This window comes from Mesorhizobium sp. KR2-14 (assembly GCF_040049255.1).
Classification (GTDB): domain Bacteria; phylum Pseudomonadota; class Alphaproteobacteria; order Rhizobiales; family Rhizobiaceae; genus Pseudaminobacter.
The window spans coordinates 286,436-302,922 of sequence record NZ_JBDZDR010000003.1 but is presented as its reverse complement, the minus strand read 5'-3'; the positions used below and the strand labels follow the sequence as shown (position 1 = coordinate 302,922).

At 64.9% G+C, this 16,487-nt stretch carries 15 protein-coding genes; 9 read left to right on the top strand and 6 right to left on the bottom strand.

The genetic code is table 11. The features are described 5' to 3' along the window. Positions 1-27: 27 nt before the first annotated feature. Together ABLE86_RS10405 and ABLE86_RS10400 are read right to left on the bottom strand one after the other, a co-directional pair. Positions 28-1,332, bottom strand: coding sequence for an ABC transporter substrate-binding protein (locus ABLE86_RS10405; protein ID WP_348778876.1), 1,305 nt, complete (start codon positions 1,330-1,332; stop codon positions 28-30). A 156-nt stretch (positions 1,333-1,488) separates the two neighbouring features. Then, positions 1,489-2,955 carry a hypothetical protein gene (locus ABLE86_RS10400; RefSeq protein WP_348778875.1) on the bottom strand — a complete coding sequence of 489 codons (1,467 nt, stop codon included), beginning with the start codon at positions 2,953-2,955 and terminating at the stop codon, positions 1,489-1,491. An 84-nt stretch (positions 2,956-3,039) separates the two neighbouring features. Here ABLE86_RS10400 and ABLE86_RS10395 point away from each other — a divergent pair, with 84 nt between their 5' ends. From ABLE86_RS10395 to mgrA, 5 genes are all read left to right on the top strand, one after another. Further along, the gene (locus tag ABLE86_RS10395; protein WP_348778874.1) at positions 3,040-3,471 is read left to right on the top strand and encodes a Fur family transcriptional regulator; all 432 of its coding nucleotides are present in this window, start codon (positions 3,040-3,042) and stop codon (positions 3,469-3,471) included. A gap of 149 nt (positions 3,472-3,620) precedes the next feature. After that, positions 3,621-5,045, top strand: coding sequence for an NADP-dependent phosphogluconate dehydrogenase (gene gndA / locus ABLE86_RS10390; protein ID WP_348778873.1), 1,425 nt, complete (start codon positions 3,621-3,623; stop codon positions 5,043-5,045). Positions 5,046-5,087: 42 nt separating this feature from the next. Next, positions 5,088-5,834, top strand: coding sequence for a sugar phosphate isomerase/epimerase (locus tag ABLE86_RS10385; protein WP_348778872.1), 747 nt, complete (start codon positions 5,088-5,090; stop codon positions 5,832-5,834). 39 nt (positions 5,835-5,873) lie between these two features. Beyond that, positions 5,874-7,016: a Gfo/Idh/MocA family oxidoreductase gene (locus tag ABLE86_RS10380; RefSeq protein ID WP_348778871.1), complete on the top strand. Its 1,143-nt coding sequence runs from the start codon at positions 5,874-5,876 to the stop codon at positions 7,014-7,016. A 53-nt stretch (positions 7,017-7,069) separates the two neighbouring features. Beyond that, entirely contained in the window at positions 7,070-8,098 is a 1,029-nt protein-coding gene (mgrA, locus tag ABLE86_RS10375) for an L-glyceraldehyde 3-phosphate reductase (RefSeq protein WP_348778870.1), read from the top strand. Between the two features lie 70 nt (positions 8,099-8,168). On the opposite strand, the gene ABLE86_RS10370 is transcribed toward mgrA, so the two are convergent. Together ABLE86_RS10370 and ABLE86_RS10365 are read right to left on the bottom strand one after the other, a co-directional pair. Then, positions 8,169-9,761, bottom strand: a complete 1,593-nt coding sequence (locus ABLE86_RS10370) for a peptide chain release factor 3 (RefSeq protein WP_348778869.1) — start codon at positions 9,759-9,761, stop codon at positions 8,169-8,171. 122 nt (positions 9,762-9,883) lie between these two features. Continuing rightward, positions 9,884-10,078, bottom strand: a complete 195-nt coding sequence (locus ABLE86_RS10365; RefSeq protein ID WP_348778868.1) for a DUF2283 domain-containing protein — start codon at positions 10,076-10,078, stop codon at positions 9,884-9,886. Positions 10,079-10,253: 175 nt separating this feature from the next. On the opposite strand from ABLE86_RS10365, the gene dut reads away from it, so the two are divergent. Beyond that, entirely contained in the window at positions 10,254-10,727 is a 474-nt protein-coding gene (gene dut, locus ABLE86_RS10360) for a dUTP diphosphatase (protein WP_348778867.1), read from the top strand. Between the two features lie 100 nt (positions 10,728-10,827). On the opposite strand, the gene ABLE86_RS10355 is transcribed toward dut, so the two are convergent. Continuing rightward, positions 10,828-11,322 (bottom strand): universal stress protein, encoded by a 495-nt coding sequence (locus ABLE86_RS10355; protein WP_348778866.1) that lies wholly within the window; start codon positions 11,320-11,322, stop codon positions 10,828-10,830. Between the two features lie 25 nt (positions 11,323-11,347). Next, on the bottom strand, positions 11,348-12,853 hold the full coding sequence (locus tag ABLE86_RS10350) for an APC family permease (RefSeq protein WP_348778865.1): 1,506 nt from the start codon (positions 12,851-12,853) through the stop codon (positions 11,348-11,350). Between the two features lie 1,082 nt (positions 12,854-13,935). Here ABLE86_RS10350 and ABLE86_RS10345 point away from each other — a divergent pair. The 3 genes from ABLE86_RS10345 to ABLE86_RS10335 all read left to right on the top strand — a co-directional run bounded on the left by ABLE86_RS10345 (position 13,936) and on the right by ABLE86_RS10335 (position 16,487). After that, entirely contained in the window at positions 13,936-14,748 is an 813-nt protein-coding gene (locus ABLE86_RS10345; RefSeq protein WP_348778864.1) for an isocitrate lyase/phosphoenolpyruvate mutase family protein, read from the top strand. A 74-nt stretch (positions 14,749-14,822) separates the two neighbouring features. Next, positions 14,823-15,389, top strand: a complete 567-nt coding sequence (locus ABLE86_RS10340; RefSeq protein ID WP_348778863.1) for a type 1 glutamine amidotransferase domain-containing protein — start codon at positions 14,823-14,825, stop codon at positions 15,387-15,389. A gap of 96 nt (positions 15,390-15,485) precedes the next feature. Beyond that, positions 15,486-16,487, top strand: a complete 1,002-nt coding sequence (locus tag ABLE86_RS10335) for a proline racemase family protein (RefSeq protein WP_348778862.1) — start codon at positions 15,486-15,488, stop codon at positions 16,485-16,487.

Genomic DNA, 16,487 nt, shown 5'->3' with positions numbered 1-16,487 from the left:
GCACCGTCTCAGCAAGGAAGCAGCCGCTCAGAGCGGCTGCGTGGTGTAGTCGCCCTCCGGCTCGTAGAGGCCGTCCTCGATCTTGGTGCGGTGCACGACCGTCAGCTTGCCGTTCTCCAGCTTGGAGATGTTCTGGTGGCCGAAGACCTGGTGGATCTTGCCGTTGAAGATCTTGTCGCCCTGCGGGTGCTCGATGCCTTCCTTGAACTCCTTGAGCGCCTCGGTGGCCTCGATCAGCCTGGCGCGGTCGGCCGGGCCCTGATAGCCGGCATCCTCCATCGCCTTCTTGATGACGAAGAGCGTTTCCCAGCAGCCGAACATATGGGCGGCGGTGGAGACATCCTTGGGGTCGCCGATTGCCGCACCATTGTCGTCGATGCCGACGGCGGCGCGATAGGCTTTTTGCGCCTCGCTATCGTTGGGCTGGGCATAGCGCGGCGAGCCTTCCCAGAAATGGCTGCCGTCGAGGAATTCCAGGCCGGGGCTGTTGATGTCGACCGCTTCGAGCGAATCGATGAAGCCGAAGAGCTGCGGCCCGCCAGAGCCATAGAACTCGCCGAGTTCCTTGACGAAGGTGAGCACGGCCGGGCCCACCATGACATGATAGATCACATCCGTCTCGGCCGGGATCTGCGGGAAATAGCGCGTGAACGAGCTTTCCGTCGGTGGGATGGCGATCTGGGCGATCACCTCGGCGCCCTGCGCCTTCAGGGCCGGCGGCAGGTAGTCGCGGTGGTCGTAGCCGAAGGCGTAGTCGGGGAAGATCATGGTGACCTTCTTGCCGGCATTGGCGGCGATCCACGGCGCCACGGACGTGACCTGGCAGCGTACATCGGTGATGCCGGGCTGGACGCAATAGCGGTTCAGCTTGCCGGAGGCGACGTGGTAGCCCTCGCTGACCACGTAGTACGGGATCTTCAGCTCGCCGGCGGTCGGGGCCGAGCCGGTGACGACGTGGGAAAACAGCGTGCCATAGACGATGTCGGTCTTGTGCTGGCTGGCGAACTTGGCCACCACCTCGGCGCCGCGCTTGGCGTCGGTGCCGTCGTCCTCGATGACGATCTCGACCGGGCGGCCGTTGATGCCGCCACCCTCGTTGATGAGCTTGACGGCGGCGGCCGTCGTCCGCTCGTACCAGCGGCCGTAGGCCGCGCCGATACCGGTCCGGTGCGACTGGAAGCCGATCTTGATCGGCTCCGAACTCTGCGCCTGCGCATAGCGCACGAAGCCGGGCGCGGCGGCGAGGCCAGCCGAAGCGGCAAGCCCCTTCAGGGCCGTGCGGCGGGTGATGCTGCGGCCATCGGGCCCCAAAATTCTGCTCTTGCTGGTCATGCCGGTTTTCCCCTGATTGCTGTCGACAGCCCGGCGGGCCAAATGCTGACCCTGACCGGAACGGAAGTTGCTTGCCTTAAACCAGAATCTCAAAGGCCATGCCTGACGATAAATGCTTCCGTAAGGGAAAGTCCGGCAGTTTTCCAGATGCAATCGTCAGCCGGCCGTCGGTGTCGACAACAGCCAGAGCCCGAACACGGTGTAACCGACCATCAGCACGGTGAGCGGCAACTGGCCGAGCATGGCGCGCCACGACGCCGGATGCAGGCGGAAGGCCAGCGCATGTGCGATCAGCACCGCCAGCACATGGCCGCCGATGATTGCCGCCGCCTGCGCGTTCCACAGCGCCCGGGCCGATTCGTAGCCGGCGACCACGCCCGCACCAACCTGGAAGCCGGCCGTGCCGAACAGGTTCCAGCCCAGGGAAAAGGGGTCGGAAAGCGCGACCAGGGCATATTGCCCGTTGACCAGCAGCGCGGCCAGGTAATGCGAGAAATGATAGGCAAGCGCGATCGGCACGATGGACCAGACCATCAGCCCAGCAACCTGCCAGAACGGGCGGCGGCTGGCGGCAAGGCGTTCGCCCAGGAACACCGCCAGCAGATAGGCGCCCGAGAGCAGGAAAAACATGCCGGCAAGCCCGGCGGTGCCGATGCCGATGACCGCCGAGCGCCCGGGAAACTCCAGCGGATTGATGCCGTTCAGCCCGAGCCAGAAAAAGGTGCGCGACAGGCCGTCAAAGGAGACGGAACTGAGCGTCAGGATCAGGAAGAACATTCCGCTGGCCGGCAGCGCCGCCTCGCCCCACAGCTTCGCCCCCGGCCAGCAGAGATTCACCCTCGTGCGACCTTCTTTGTCGGTCGCTTCAACGACGGCGAAGCGCGACACCATGCGAAAGAAAACCGACAGGAACTCGCCGCGCCTACTCCAATCTTCATAGCCGTAGACAAGCATCAGCACGAAGCTGAACAGCCAGTAAGTTGCCGCCGCCCAGGCAAGCCGCGCCGGATCGTCGGGCGCGGGGTCGATCAGCTCGAACCAGGCGAAGCCGAAGAACAGCACCACCGCAGGCCAATAGCCAAGGCGCACGGGCAGGCGCCTGCCTTGCACCGCCGAAGGCAGAAGCGCGGAGACGACGCGCCACGGCCCGTACCACGGGTTGATCCAGGCCCAGAGATTGCCGAACAGGCCCTGCAACAGCGCCAGGCCGACCCACAGCAGCGTCCAGATGACCAGCGGCAGCGGGTTGGACAGCGGATCGCGGCTGCCGAGAAAGCCGGCCGCGACCAGCGTGGCGAACGCCGCGAAGGAAAGCAGGCTGACGAGCAGGCGCGCGTTTTCGCAAAAAGACGCGTCGAGGGAAAAAAGCGCCAGCCGCTGCGTGGCGACGCGCTCAAGCAGCCTGGGCGGCAGCAACGCCAGCACCAAAAAACTTGCCGCAACTGCAGCCGCGCCGCCGGCGATGTAGTAGCCGGTGGGCAAGAGCAGCACGTGCCCGCGCTCGCCGGCATGGGCATGGGCGTGGCTCGTGGCCAGGCAAGAAAGAACCCCGACAGCGGCCGCCCTCAAGGCTGCGCGCCGCGCCTTGCCGGCAAGAACATCAAATCGGTCGCCTGAACTCATGCGCCCGGTTTGCCACAGGGCCATGGGGATGAAAGCGGGCGTCATTCTTTGCAACTGACTGTCATCTGGCGCATATTCGCGGGCATGACGACCCAGAAGAATCAGAAGCCCGACTACGAGAAAATGATGCGCAAGGCCGGCGTGCGGATCACCCGGCCGCGGCGCATCATCGTGGATATTCTGGTGGGCACGGAAGACCACCCGGACGCGCTGGAGATTTTCCGCCGCGCCTCCGAGGTCGATCCCAGCATTTCGCTGTCGACGGTCTACCGGACGATGAAGCTGCTGGAGGGTCTTGGGGCGATCCACCGCCACGCCTTCGAGGGCGGGCCCTCGCGCTTCGAGCAGGCGGGCGGCGAACACCACGACCATCTGATCGACATCGATACCGGCGACGTGATCGAATTCGCCTCCGACCGCATCGAGCAGCTGCAGAACGAGATCGCCGAGGCGCTGGGCTACGACATCGTGCACCACCGGCTCGAGCTTTACGGCCGCAAGCGCAAGAGAGACTGAGCCGCATCCGGCACGGGGCTTGCTCTTGTCCCGCCGCAGTTCTTCTCCATCTGTCGGCACGGCGACAGGTTGACGCGGCGGCGGCGCGGGTCGATCATCCTGCGACGGGGGGAGTGCTTTTTTAGTCAATTCTCACGCGGGATACAGCAATGGAAAAAGCCGAAATCGGCCTGATCGGCCTTGGCGTCATGGGCTCCAACCTGGCCTTGAACATCGCCGAAAAGGGGCACCCGGTGGCGGTCTTCAACCGCACCACCGCCCGCACCGGCGCCTTTTTTGAGGACGCCGGCAGCCTGCGCGAGATGATCGTGCCGTGCAGCACGCTGAAGGAGCTGGCCGCCTCGATAAAGCCGCCGCGGCCCATCATCCTCATGGTGGCGGCCGGCCAGGCGGTAGACGAGCAGATCGCCGCCCTGCGCAGCGTGCTTTCGGACGGCGACATCATCATCGATGCCGGCAACGCCAATTTCCGCGACACCATCCGCCGCTTTTCCGAGCTGAAGGATTCAGGGCTCACCTTCATCGGCATGGGCGTTTCGGGCGGCGAGGAAGGCGCGCGCCACGGCCCCTCGATCATGGTGGGCGGCGCCCGCGATGCCTACGCCCGGGTGGAAAAGGTGCTGACCGACATTTCCGCCGGATATGAAGGCGAGCCCTGCGCGGCCCTGGTGGGCCCCGACGGCGCCGGGCATTTCGTGAAGACCATTCACAACGGCATCGAATATGCCGACATGCAGATGATCGCCGAGATCTATGGCGTGCTGCGCGACGGGATGGGCATGCAGCCCAAGGAGATCGGCGAGGTCTTCGCAGAATGGAACGAGGGCCGGCTGAACTCCTACCTGATCGAGATCACCGCCAAGGTTCTGGCCGCCGACGACCCCGAGAGCGGCAACCCTATGGTCGACATGATCCTCGACCGCGCCGGCCAGAAGGGCACCGGAAAGTGGGCAGCCATCGAGGCGCAGACGCTGGGCATCTCGGCAACGGCCATCGAGGCCGCGGTTTCGGCGCGTATCCTGTCTTCGCTGAAGGACGAGCGGCTGGCGGCTGAGAAGGCCTATGACATTGCCGGTCTCGCGAAATTTGCCGGCGACGACCGGCAAGCCGCGTTCCGCGACCTGGAACTGGCGCTTTTTGCCGGCAAGATCGCCGCCTATGCGCAAGGTTTTGCGGTGATGGACGCGGCCTCGAAGCAGTTCGACTGGCGCCTGCCCATGCCCACCGTCGCCAAGATCTGGCGCGCCGGCTGCATCATCCGATCGCAGTTCCTGGGCACGCTGGCCGAGGCCTTCGAGCAGGCGGGCACGCTGCCAAACCTGCTTATGGCGCCGGCCTTCGTCGAGATGATGAAGGAGGCGCAACCGTCGCTGCGCCGCATCGTGGCGCGGGCGGCCGAGGCCGGACTGCCGATGCCGGCGCTGTCCTCCGCGCTCGCCTATTTCGACAGCTACCGGCAAGGGCGCGGCACATCCAACCTGATCCAGGCGCAGCGTGACTTCTTCGGCGCGCACGGCTTCGAGCGCGTCGACGCGGCGGGCGCCTTCCACGGCCCTTGGGGGTCGGGGGGCTGAACGGCCGAGAAGGCAGCAACGGGCGCGCGAAAGGGAGGTTTCATGAACTGGTCGTTCCAACTCTACAGTGCCCGCAACTTCCAGCCATGGGCGCATGTGCTGGAAACGCTGGCCAGGCTCGGCTACGCCCATGTCGAGGGTTTTGGCGAGGCCTACAGCGATCCCGCCGGCCTGCGCGCCGAACTCGACCGCAACGGGCTGACCATGCCGAGCGGGCACTTTTCCATGGCGATGCTGGAGCAGGATTTTCACGCCGTGGAGCACATTTCCGAAGTGCTCGGGATCGAGCTTGTGGTCTGCCCCTGGCTGGACGAGCGCGAGCGGCCGCGCGACGCGGCCGGCTGGCGGGCCCTTGGCGGGCGGCTCGCGGCGATCGGCGACCGGGCCGAAAATGTCGGGCTGGACTTCGCCTGGCACAACCACGACTTCGAATTCATGCCGCTGGCCGACGGCTCGGTGCCGCTGGAACTCATACTGGAAGCCGCGCCGAACATCGGCTGGGAAATCGACGTGGCCTGGGTCACTCGCGCCGGCGCCAGCGCCATTGACTGGATCGAACAGCAAGGCAACCGCATCGTCGCGGTTCATGTCAAGGACATCGCGCTGGACGGGGAAGCGCGGGAGGAGGACGGCTGGTCGGATGTCGGCCATGGCACCATCGACTGGCCGTGGCTTCTGAAGGCGCTGCGCAATCGCACCCGCGCCCGCTATTTCGTGATGGAGCACGACAACCCGGCCGACTTCGAGCGCTTTGCCCGCCGCTCGATCGAGGCGGCGAAGAATTTTTAAGGCGCGGGCCTGGCGGGGCTGATAGGAGGGGGGAACGAAATGGCGAAGGCACTGGGCGTCGGCGTCATCGGCTGCGGCAATATCTCGAAGACCTATTTTTCGCTGGCGCCGCTGTTTCGCGGCATGGAGATGCGCGCCTGCGCCGACCTGAACGCCGAAGCCGCCCGCGCAAGGGCCAGGGAATTCTCGCTACGGGCGGAAACCGTGGACGGGCTTCTGCGCGCCGACGACATCGATATCGTCGTCAACCTCACCGTGCCGACCGCGCACCATGAAGTGTCGAAGGCAATCCTCGACGCGGGCAAGCACGTCTATTCCGAAAAGCCCTTCGTGCTGTCGCTCGCCGACGGCCTCGACCTGAAGAAACGGGCTGACGAGAAGGGCCTGCGCATCGGCTCCGCTCCCGACACCTTCCTGGGTGGCGCGCACCAGCTGGCGCGGTACCTGGTCGACGGCGGCAAGCTCGGCAGGATCACCAGCGGCACCTGCCATGTGCTGAGCCACGGCATGGAAGCCTGGCACCCGAACCCGGACTTCTTCTTCCGGGCCGGCGGCGGGCCGGTGCTCGACATGGGCCCCTACTACCTGGCCAATCTGGTCCAGCTGATCGGCCCGGTTGCCCGCGTGGCGGCGCTGACCTCCATTCCCGCCACGGAACGCACCATCACCTCCAGGCCGAGGCGCGGCGAAAAGATCCCGGTCTCGACGCCCACCACCATCCACGCGCTGCTGGAATTCGCCACCGGCGCGGTGGTGACCTTCAATGCGAGCTGGGACGTGTGGGCCAGCGGCCACGCGCCGATGGAGCTGCATGGCGAGGCCGGCACCCTGTTCATGCCCGATCCGAACTTTTTCGGCGGCGAGCTGTGCTACACAAGGCGGGACAAGCCGGTGAAGAAGCTGCCGAAATGGGAACACCCCTTAGCCCGCGACAACGAAATCCATCCGCATGGCGCGGTGGCCAACTACCGTGCGGCCGGGCTGGCCGACATGGCGCTGGCGATCGCCGAAGGGCGGCCGCATCGCTGCGGGCTCGACCTGGCGCTGCATGTGGTGGAGGTGATGACCGGCATGCTGAAATCGGGCGAGGACAGGCGCTTCATCGAGATGAAGACGAGCTGCGAGCGCCCGGCGCCGCTGGGGCCGCGCGAGGCGAAGGCGCTTCTCGCCCGCATGAAATAGGTTTATCTGGCGGGTGGCACCCGCGTGCCCGCCGACGCAACGAGGGACAATCCATGAGCTGGCAACCCGCCGAAAACCGCTACGAAAACATGCTCTACAACCGCTGCGGCCGTTCCGGCCTGAAGCTGCCGGCGATCTCGCTGGGGCTGTGGCACAATTTCGGCGGCGACACCCCGCACGAGACAAAGCGCGCCATCTGTCGCACCGCCTTCGACCTCGGCATCACCCACTTCGACCTCGCCAACAATTACGGCCCGCCGCCCGGCTCGGCCGAGACGGCCTTCGGCGAGATCCTGCGCACCGACTTTGCCGGCCATCGCGACGAGCTGATCATCTCCAGCAAGGCCGGCTATGAGATGTGGCCCGGCCCCTATGGCGAATGGGGCAGCCGCAAATATCTGCTCTCCAGCCTCGACCAGAGCCTGAAGCGCATGGGGCTGGACTATGTCGACATCTTCTATTCGCACCGCTTCGACCCCGAAACGCCGCTGGAAGAGACGATGATGGCGCTGGACCATGCCGTGCGCTCGGGCAAGGCCCTTTATGTCGGCATCTCGTCCTACAATTCGCAGCGTACGCGCGAGGCGGCGAACATATTGCGCCAGCTCGGCACGCCCTGCCTCATCCACCAGCCCAGCTATTCCATGCTCAACCGCTGGGTGGAGGACGACGGGCTGCTCGACACGCTGGACGGGCTGGGCGTCGGCTCGATCGTGTTCTCGCCGCTGGCGCAGGGCATGCTGACCACCAAATACCTGCACGGCGTGCCCGAGGACAGCCGCGCGGCGCAGGGCAAGTCGCTGAAAGAACACTTCCTCAACGAGGCGACGCTGGCCAACATCCGCGGGCTGAACGCGATCGCGGAGCGCCGCGGCCAGACGCTGGCGCAGATGGCGATTGCCTGGGTGCTGCGCAAAGGCCGCGTGACCTCCGCCCTGATCGGCGCCAGCCGCCCGGAACAGGTGGAGGACTGCGTCGGCGCGCTGAAGAATCTCGACTTCACCGACGCCGAATTGGCCGAGATCGACCGGTATGCCCGCGAAGCCGACATCAATCTTTGGGCACGCTCAGCCGAGCGCTGACATTTGCCCTATGGCCAAAAATGAAAGGCCGGGATCAACCCGGCCTTTTTTTGTTTTTGGCTCTGTCAGCTCAAGCCGCCTTGTCGCGGACCTGATAGTCCTTGATCGCCGCGAAGCGGATCGCCTTCCAGCGCTCGGCCTCGTAATTCAGCGAGAACTCGTGCTGGGCCAGAAACACCGGGTCGTTGTCGAGGTCGCGGGCGATGTCGCCGCGGTGGCTTTCGACGAAGCGCTGCAGGTCGGCCTTGTCATCGGCGTCGATCCAGCGGCAGACCGAGAAACGCGACATCTCAAAATCGACCGGCAGCGTGTATTCGATGTTGAGGCGTTCCTTCAGCACGTCGATCTGCAGCGCCCCGACCACGCCGACGATGGCCGGCGAACCGTCTTCGGGCTGGAACAGCTGCACCACACCCTCTTCCGCCATCTGCTGCAGGGCTTCCTTGAGCTTCTTGGCCTTCATGGCGTCGCCCAGGCGCACGCGGCGCAGGATTTCCGGCGCAAAGTTCGGCACGCCCCGGAACAGGATCTCCTCGCCCTCGGTCAGCGTGTCGCCGATGCGCAGCGTGCCGTGGTTGGGGATGCCGACCACGTCGCCGGCATAGGCCTCGTCGGCGGTGATGCGCGAGCGGGCGAAGAAGAACTGCGGCGCCGACAGGCTGATCGGCTTGCCGGTGCGAACCAGCTTGGCCTTCATGCCGCGCTGGAGCGTTCCGGAGCAGACGCGCACGAAGGCGATACGGTCGCGGTGGTTGGGGTCCATGTTGGCCTGGATCTTGAAGACGAAGGAGGTCATCTTCTCCTCCGTCGCCTCGACCTTGCGGGTGTCGGCCTCCTGCGCACGCGGAGCCGGGCCGTAGTCGCCCAGCGCCTCGATCAGGTCGCGCACGCCGTAATTGCGCAGCGCCGAGCCGAAATAGACCGGGGTCAGGTGGCCCTGGCGGAAGGCTTCGAGGTCGAAGGGGCGGCAGGCCTCGCGCGCCAGCTCCAGCTCCTCGATGAAGGCCGGGCGGTCGTTGTCGGGCAGCAGGCCGGCGGCACGGTTGGAGTCCGGGCCGTGGACCGGCGTGCGCTCCTTCTCGTCGTCGCCGCGGCGCACCGCGTTTTCGGTCAGGTGATAGGTGCCGGCAAAAGTCTTGCCCTGGCCGATCGGCCAGGTGATGGGCGCGGTGTCGAGCGCCAGCTTCTGCTCGATCTCGTCAAGGATCTCGTAGATGTCGCGCGCCTCGCGGTCCATCTTGTTGACGAAGGTGATGATGGGAATGTCGCGCAGGCGGCAGACCTCGAACAGCTTCAGCGTGCGCGGCTCGATACCTTTTGCGGCGTCGATGACCATGACCGCCGCATCCACGGCCGAGAGCGTGCGGTAGGTGTCGTCGGCGAAGTCTTCGTGCCCGGGCGTGTCGAGCAGGTTGAAGACGTTGTCGCCATATTCGAAGGTCATCACCGAGGTGACGACCGAGATGCCGCGCTCGCGCTCGATCTTCATCCAGTCGGAACGGGTCTGGATGCGGTCCTTCTTGGCCTTCACCTCGCCGGCGAGCTGGATGGCGCCGCCGAACAGCAGCAGCTTTTCGGTGAGCGTGGTCTTGCCGGCGTCCGGGTGCGCGATGATCGCGAAGGTGCGGCGGCGCGCGACCGCCTTGGCTATGTCTTCGGCCATGTCGTGATGATCCTGTTGTTGCGCGGGCTTCTAGCAGGAGGGTTGCCGGCTGTCGAGAAAATGGAACATCGAGGCTCCCTCTTCGCGGGCGGGCGCGGATGCCGATTGAAAGGCAGCGAAGCCTAGGCCGCCTTTGTCAAGACGGCGGGCGGCAGGTGCTCGCGCGCGCCCAGCACTTCCATGCCGACGATGCGTCCTTCCGCGTCATAATCAAGCACGATGCCTTGCGACACTTCCTCACTGTCCTGAACAGGCTCCGACGAGAAGCGGATGTAGGCGGCATTGGCTTCCGCGTCATATTCGACTTTCAACGTCATGTCGGCCTTCTCGCCCGGCGATCGAGGAACGCTGAAATTATACGGATTTCGCAGGCTGTTTCCACACACGGTCGGCGGCCAAAAGCTGTCCCCAATCCACGCCTCCACCCAAATTCCGTCGCATGCATCGCTTGCGAATTGACGAAAGCCGAGAAGCGGAGGATAGAAGCCCGCCATGAACACGACCTCCCAGACCCTTCCGACCGTCGGCGTCGTCCGACTTCCCGAAGCCCGCGGTCTCGACCTGCCCGCCTACGAGACGGCCGGCGCAGCCGGCATGGACCTGCGCGCGGCAGTGCCCCACGACCGGCCGCTGCTCATCCTGCCCGGCCGGCGCGCCCTCGTGCCGACCGGCCTGATCTTCGAAATCCCGCAAGGCTATGAGGGCCAGGTGCGGCCGCGCTCCGGCCTTGCCTTCAAGCACGGCATCACCTGCCTCAACACGCCCGGCACCATCGACAGCGACTATCGCGGCGAGGTGAAGGTGCTGCTGATCAACCACGGCGACGAGGACTTCTATGTCGAGCGCGGCATGCGCATCGCGCAGATGGTGTTTGCGCCGGTAACGCAGGTGAGGCTGGAAGAGCAGAGCCTCGCCGGCTCCACCAGCCGCGGCGCTGGCGGCTTCGGCTCGACCGGCAGCGCCTGACCGCCGGCCCCAAGAAAAAGACCGGCTCCGACAGCGTCGAAGCCGGCCCAATTCGCCTTCCGTCGCCCGACGCGCTCCGCGCGCCGAAATGACGAAAAGCCTAGTGCCGCCCAGTGGGACAGACGAGATGCACCGGAATGCGCGTGTGCGCGCGCACCCGGTATGGCTCCTGGCTCCACATCATGCCGCGGATGAACCATGGGCGGCGCGCATCGGCGCCCATGATGATGGCGTCGCACCCTTGGCGCTTCGCCTCTTTCAGAATGCTCTTTCGGGGATTGCGGGTGGTGACGATGTGACCATCGGCACTCACGCCCGCATTCTCCAGCTGCTCGATGGCCCAGCTGACATTTTCTTCCTGCTCGGCCATCTCGCGCCTGCTGGGTCGCAGGCCGGGATTGGGCAGGCCGAAGCCGGTTCCCCAGAGCCGTGCGATGGTGAGCACCCGGGCGTTCCCGCCCTGGGCCCGCACCATGCGCACAGCCAGATCGATGACTTCGCTGTTGAAGCGCCGACCCTCCGAGGCGATCAGAACCCTCTGCGCGACCGGCTGGTCGCCGTCGGGTTGCGATCTTGCAAACAAATTCCGGATCATCCTGCCCATTCTCCCGAGGGTTCCGTCAGGCCGTGATGCCCGCGGAGACGTAGCCGTCCCGTCGGTCTTCCCACTTCCGGTACCAGTAGAGCGGCAGGTACATGAAGGTGGCGCCGATGCCGAGGAAGTAGTAGATCGCCTGCCCGCCTATGTATGAGTAGATGATGCCGCCGACCAGCCAGACGAAGAAGTACAGCGCGGCCAGAAGGAGCGCGATATACTTGAAATATTCCGGCAGGCGGAAGGGACGGTGCACGTTGGGCCGATCCTTGCGCAGCAGGTAGTAGGCGATCAGCACCGGCACGAAGGAGCCGAGATAGCCGACGTTCGAGAAGGAGTAGATCTCGATCGCGCCGCCCATGAAGGCAATCAGCAGGCTGGCGCCGACATTGGTCATCATGGCCCGGTCGGGCACGTGGTGCTTGTTCAGATGCTGGTAGAAGCGAGGGAACTGCCCGTCCAGCGACATTTGGTAGAGCGACCGCGAGCAGCCCATCAGCGAGTTCAGCGCCGAGAGCACCAGGGCGATGATCAGCATGATCGCCATCAGCCATTCCATCACCGCACCGGCCACGCCGGGGAAGATGTTGCTGGCGAAGGTGACGAACATGGTCTTCGGGTCGACGAGCGCCGGGTCCGAGATGGCCTGCGCGCCCAGCACGACGACGAAGGAGATCGGCAGCATCGTGTAGACGAACACGCCATAACCGCCCTCGAGCGTCATCGCGATCTTGGCATCGCGGCCGGGATGCTTGCACTCGCCGATGTAGCAGGCCGCGGCCTCATAGGCGATCACCGTCCACAAAAGCGGGAATGCGTAGGCGATGTACATGATCCAGGCTGGATAGCCGCCCACCGGATCAAAGAAGCTAGATCCGTCGAGATGCGGGAAGCCGGCCAGTTCGCTCCAGTTGGCGGCGTCGAGGTTGAAGATGAAGCCGATCGACAGAAAGGTGAGCGGTATCATCGACAGCACCGCCAGGATCGTCGCCATCGAGGTGCCGAAGCGGATGCCGAGATAGGCGGGGATCGACAGGATTATCAGGCCGACGGCCGTGATGCCCAGCGTCCAATACGGGATGAAGGTGCTGACCGGGGTGATGCCGCTCGTGGCGTCCAGCCCGAACAGGTGGGTGATGTAGAACGACGCCAGGATCATGTTCAGCGGCGCCACCGGCATCCAGCCGACCCAGTACATCCAGGCCGTGACGCCATTGACATGCGGCGCGAGCCGCGGCCAGCGGTCCTTGTAGGCCGGATAGGCATAGGACGGCGAGCCGCCTGTGCGCCCCGGCATCATCGCCGACAGCTCCGCGAGCAGCAGGCACAGCACCACGCCCGTGAGCGTGAAGAAGGTGATGAACGGAATGTAGGATGCGCCGAACACCGTCAGAAATGCCGGCGCAGCGCCCGTTACCAGAATGGTTCCCGCCAGACCGATGACGAAGGCGCCCCACCAATTCGTGCCGGTCTGAAGATTGCCCTGCTCGTATTCAAGGACGTCTACCGTCCCGCTTCCAGGGTGACTCATCTGTCCCCTCCCCTCTGTTCTGCCTGCATTCCGGAGCCGCCCTCAGCCAGGCAGCCAGTTCGTGACGCGCAAGCGCCCCGTTTTCGTGCAGTTGAAGTCATCGAGTTTCCTCCTCCTCTTGACTTGTTCTTTTTTCGCTCGGGCCGGCCTTTCTTGTTGTGTGGCTGGACCGGCCATTGATTGGGGCTGTCTTTGCCCGACACCTCCGAAGTCACCTTTGATTGCCGGCCCCGGCTCCCTCCGGGACGGGCTTGCAGCATTGCTGTTCTGTCTCGATTGGCTGCGCAAAAGGCAAAAGCCTGGCTTGCCCTGCCGGACACAAGGCGCCGCCGGCGGCGAAATATCGCTGCGCGAACGTCGCTGTTGAGCCGGAACAGGGGTCCTGCTGCTGTCAGAACTGCGCGATTTGCTCGCGGTCAGCCTAGCGTTCGTGCACCACGCGCGACCAAGGCCAAGTCCCAGGATCAAGCCTGGGGAATCCTCCCCGCAACATTTCCGTTCATGGGCTGCACGGCGGCCGCTGCATGAAATACGGCCTGGACAAGCTATGGATGCCGCTTCACTCTGTCATCCATCTCTCCCCTTCGACTACCTTCAGGCGATCATCAAAGAGCCGCAGTGAGCAGGTGAAATAAAGATTCCAATGCATTCACATTAAGAAAAATTATTTCACCTGATGCAATCAGGTCACAAGATCATTGGCGTGTCAACAGGATATTGAAGGCCAAAACCCTCTCGGGGCGGTTTGTCGATCACACAAGCTAACACGCTGATTCAAAGCGCTTATCGAAGGAGGCTTTGAGCCGTATCCGTCACGCGATCGCGGCCAGGCTGCGGATTTCAGGGCCGCGGCACCGCGTGAGCAGGGCTGCCGATCGCGCGTGCCAGCAGTAGCAGCGAGTCGGGGTGGCAGCCGGCCCGCGGGCGCAAAATGCCTTTGACCGCGACCCGAAACAACGCTTTAACTTGTCGCCGGAGCCGCTCTAGCCGGCCGGGAGGGCGGCGCTTCTTAGCCGCGGGCCGGAGCCGGGGTTGCCGAAGCGGAATTGTTGCGGCTGCATGCAAAGCTGGGGGTCGTTGCAATGGACAAGGGCACGGTTTTTCGCAAGCTACATGAGGGCCAGGGCGCCTTCGTCATTCCCAATCCGTGGGACATTGGCACGGCGAAGCTGCTCGCCGCTGCCGGCTTCAAGGCGCTGGCCACCACAAGCGCGGGCTTCGCCTTTTCGCGCGGCCTGCCCGACGGCGGCGTGCCTTTCGACATGATGATTACGCACTGCAGGGAACTGGTGTCGGCCACTGGCCTGCCTGTTTCGGCAGACCTTGAAAAGGGCAAGGGCGACAGCCCCGAAACCGCTGCCGAAACGATCTTCGCGGCCGCCGCGGCGGGGCTGGCCGGCTGCTCGATCGAGGATTTTTCCGGCGACCCCGACGCCCCGATCTACGGGTTCTCGCACGCCGTGGAGCGCGTGGCGGCGGCAGTGGAGGCGGCGCGGGCGCTGCGGCGCGATTTCGTCTTCACCGCGCGGGCCGAGAATTTCCTGCACGGGCGCCCAGACATAGACGACACGATTGCCCGGCTCCAGGCCTTCGAAAAGGTGGGCGCCGACGTGCTTTACGCACCCGGCATCACCGACATCGAGACAGTGCGCAAGATCTGCTCGGCGGTGTCGAAGCCGGTCAACGTGCTGGCGGTGCCGGGCTTCAGTGTCGCCGCGCTGAGCGAGGCGGGCGCCAGGCGCATCTCGCTGGGCTCCAAGCTGACCACCTATGCCTTCGGCATGCTGCAGAAGGCCTCGCGCGAGATGCTCGAGGACGGAACCTTCGACTTCTCGCGCGACGGCATGCCCTTTTCCACCCTGCAGGGCATGTTCTCGCACCCGGGGCGAAATTGACGCAACGGCCTGAACGATAGCGCAGCGCCGGCGTTCATTCTCCAGAGAGCAATTCACTCGAAGGAGAATGCCAAATGCCTGCCATCGCAAAAGCAAGGATCGCGATCCTCGCCACCACCGGGTTCGAGCAATCGGAACTGGAAGTGCCGCAGAAGAAGCTGAAGGAGGCGGGGGCCAGCGTGGACGTCATCTCCCTGAAGGAGGGAGAGATCATGGGCTGGCAAATGAAGGACTGGGGCCGGCCGGTGAAGGTCGACAAGACCCTCGGCTCGGTCAAGCCTTCCGACTATGATGCCCTGGTCCTGCCCGGCGGAGTGATCAATCCGGACCTGCTGCGGGTTGAGCCCGCCGCCATCAACTTCATCAAGGAGTTCCACGCCACCGGCAAGCCGCTTGCCGCAGTGTGCCACGCGCCGTGGCTGCTGGTGGAAGCCGGCCTCATCAAGGGCAAGCGCGCCACCTCCTACAAGTCCATCCGCACCGACCTGATCAATGCCGGTGCGAAGTGGGAAGACAGCGCGGTGGTGCACGACGGCAACATCATCACCTCCCGGCAGCCCTCCGACCTCGATGCCTTCACCGCTGCCATCGTTGAGGCCGTGGAAGGCCGCGGCACGACGCACCGAACCGCGGCGGAGTAATGGCCGATCCGGCCCGAAGCCATGGGGCGCAAGCGGGCCGGCTTGACAATCGCCTCCTGCCAAAGTGCATTTGCGCCTGAGCAGGAGGCCGGCCGAATGGACACGCTGAGCGTCATAGACATGCACACCGGCGGCGAGCCGCTTCGGATCGTCACCGGCGGCTACCCGTCCATTCCATCCGGCACTATCCTTCAAAAACGCGCCCATGTGCGCGACCACCTCGACCATCTGCGCAGGATGCTGATGTTCGAGCCGCGCGGCCACTACGACATGTATGGCGCGCTTCTGGTGGAGCCCAACCTGCCCGGCGCCGACCTTGCCGTGCTGTTCATGCACAATGAAGGCTATTCCACCATGTGCGGCCACGCCATCATCGCGCTCGGCCGCTATGCGGTCGACCAAGGGCTGGTGCCGGCGCGCGAACCGATGACCATTGTCAACATCGAATGCCCGTGCGGGCTGGTGGTAGCCTCGGTGGAGGTGGAGGACGGCAAGGCGGGCAGCGTGTCGTTCGAAAGCGTGCCGGCATTTTTGTTTGCGCGCGACTTGAGTGTTGATCTTCCGGGGCACGGCAAGATCGCCTTCGACATCGCCTATGGCGGCGCCTTCTATGCGCTGGCCGATTGCCAGCAGTTTGGGCTGGACTTCGGCAAGAGCCGCGCGCGCGACTTCGTCGATGCGGCGACCGCGCTGACGCAGCAGGTGAAGCGCGATTTTCCCCTGTCGCATCCCGACCACGACGACCTCGCCTTTCTCTATGGTAGCATCCTGACCGGCGGAGGCGACGGCTCAAGCGGCATTGCGTCCAAAAACGTCTGCGTCTTCGCTGAGGCCGAGGTGGACCGTTCGCCGACCGGCTCGGGCGTGACCGCACGGCTGGCGGCCATGCATGCCAGGGGTGAGCTGGCGGTCGGCGAAACGCGGCTGTTCGAAAGCATCGTCTGCTCGCGCTTCACGGGCGCTGTGGCGCGCACAACGCAGGCGGGGCCGCATGAGGCCATCGTGGCGCGCGTCGGCGGCCGGGCGTTCTATTCAGGCAGGGCCGAGTTCTTCCTCGAGGAAGACGACGAACTCGGCCGGGGCTTTCTCGTCGTCTGA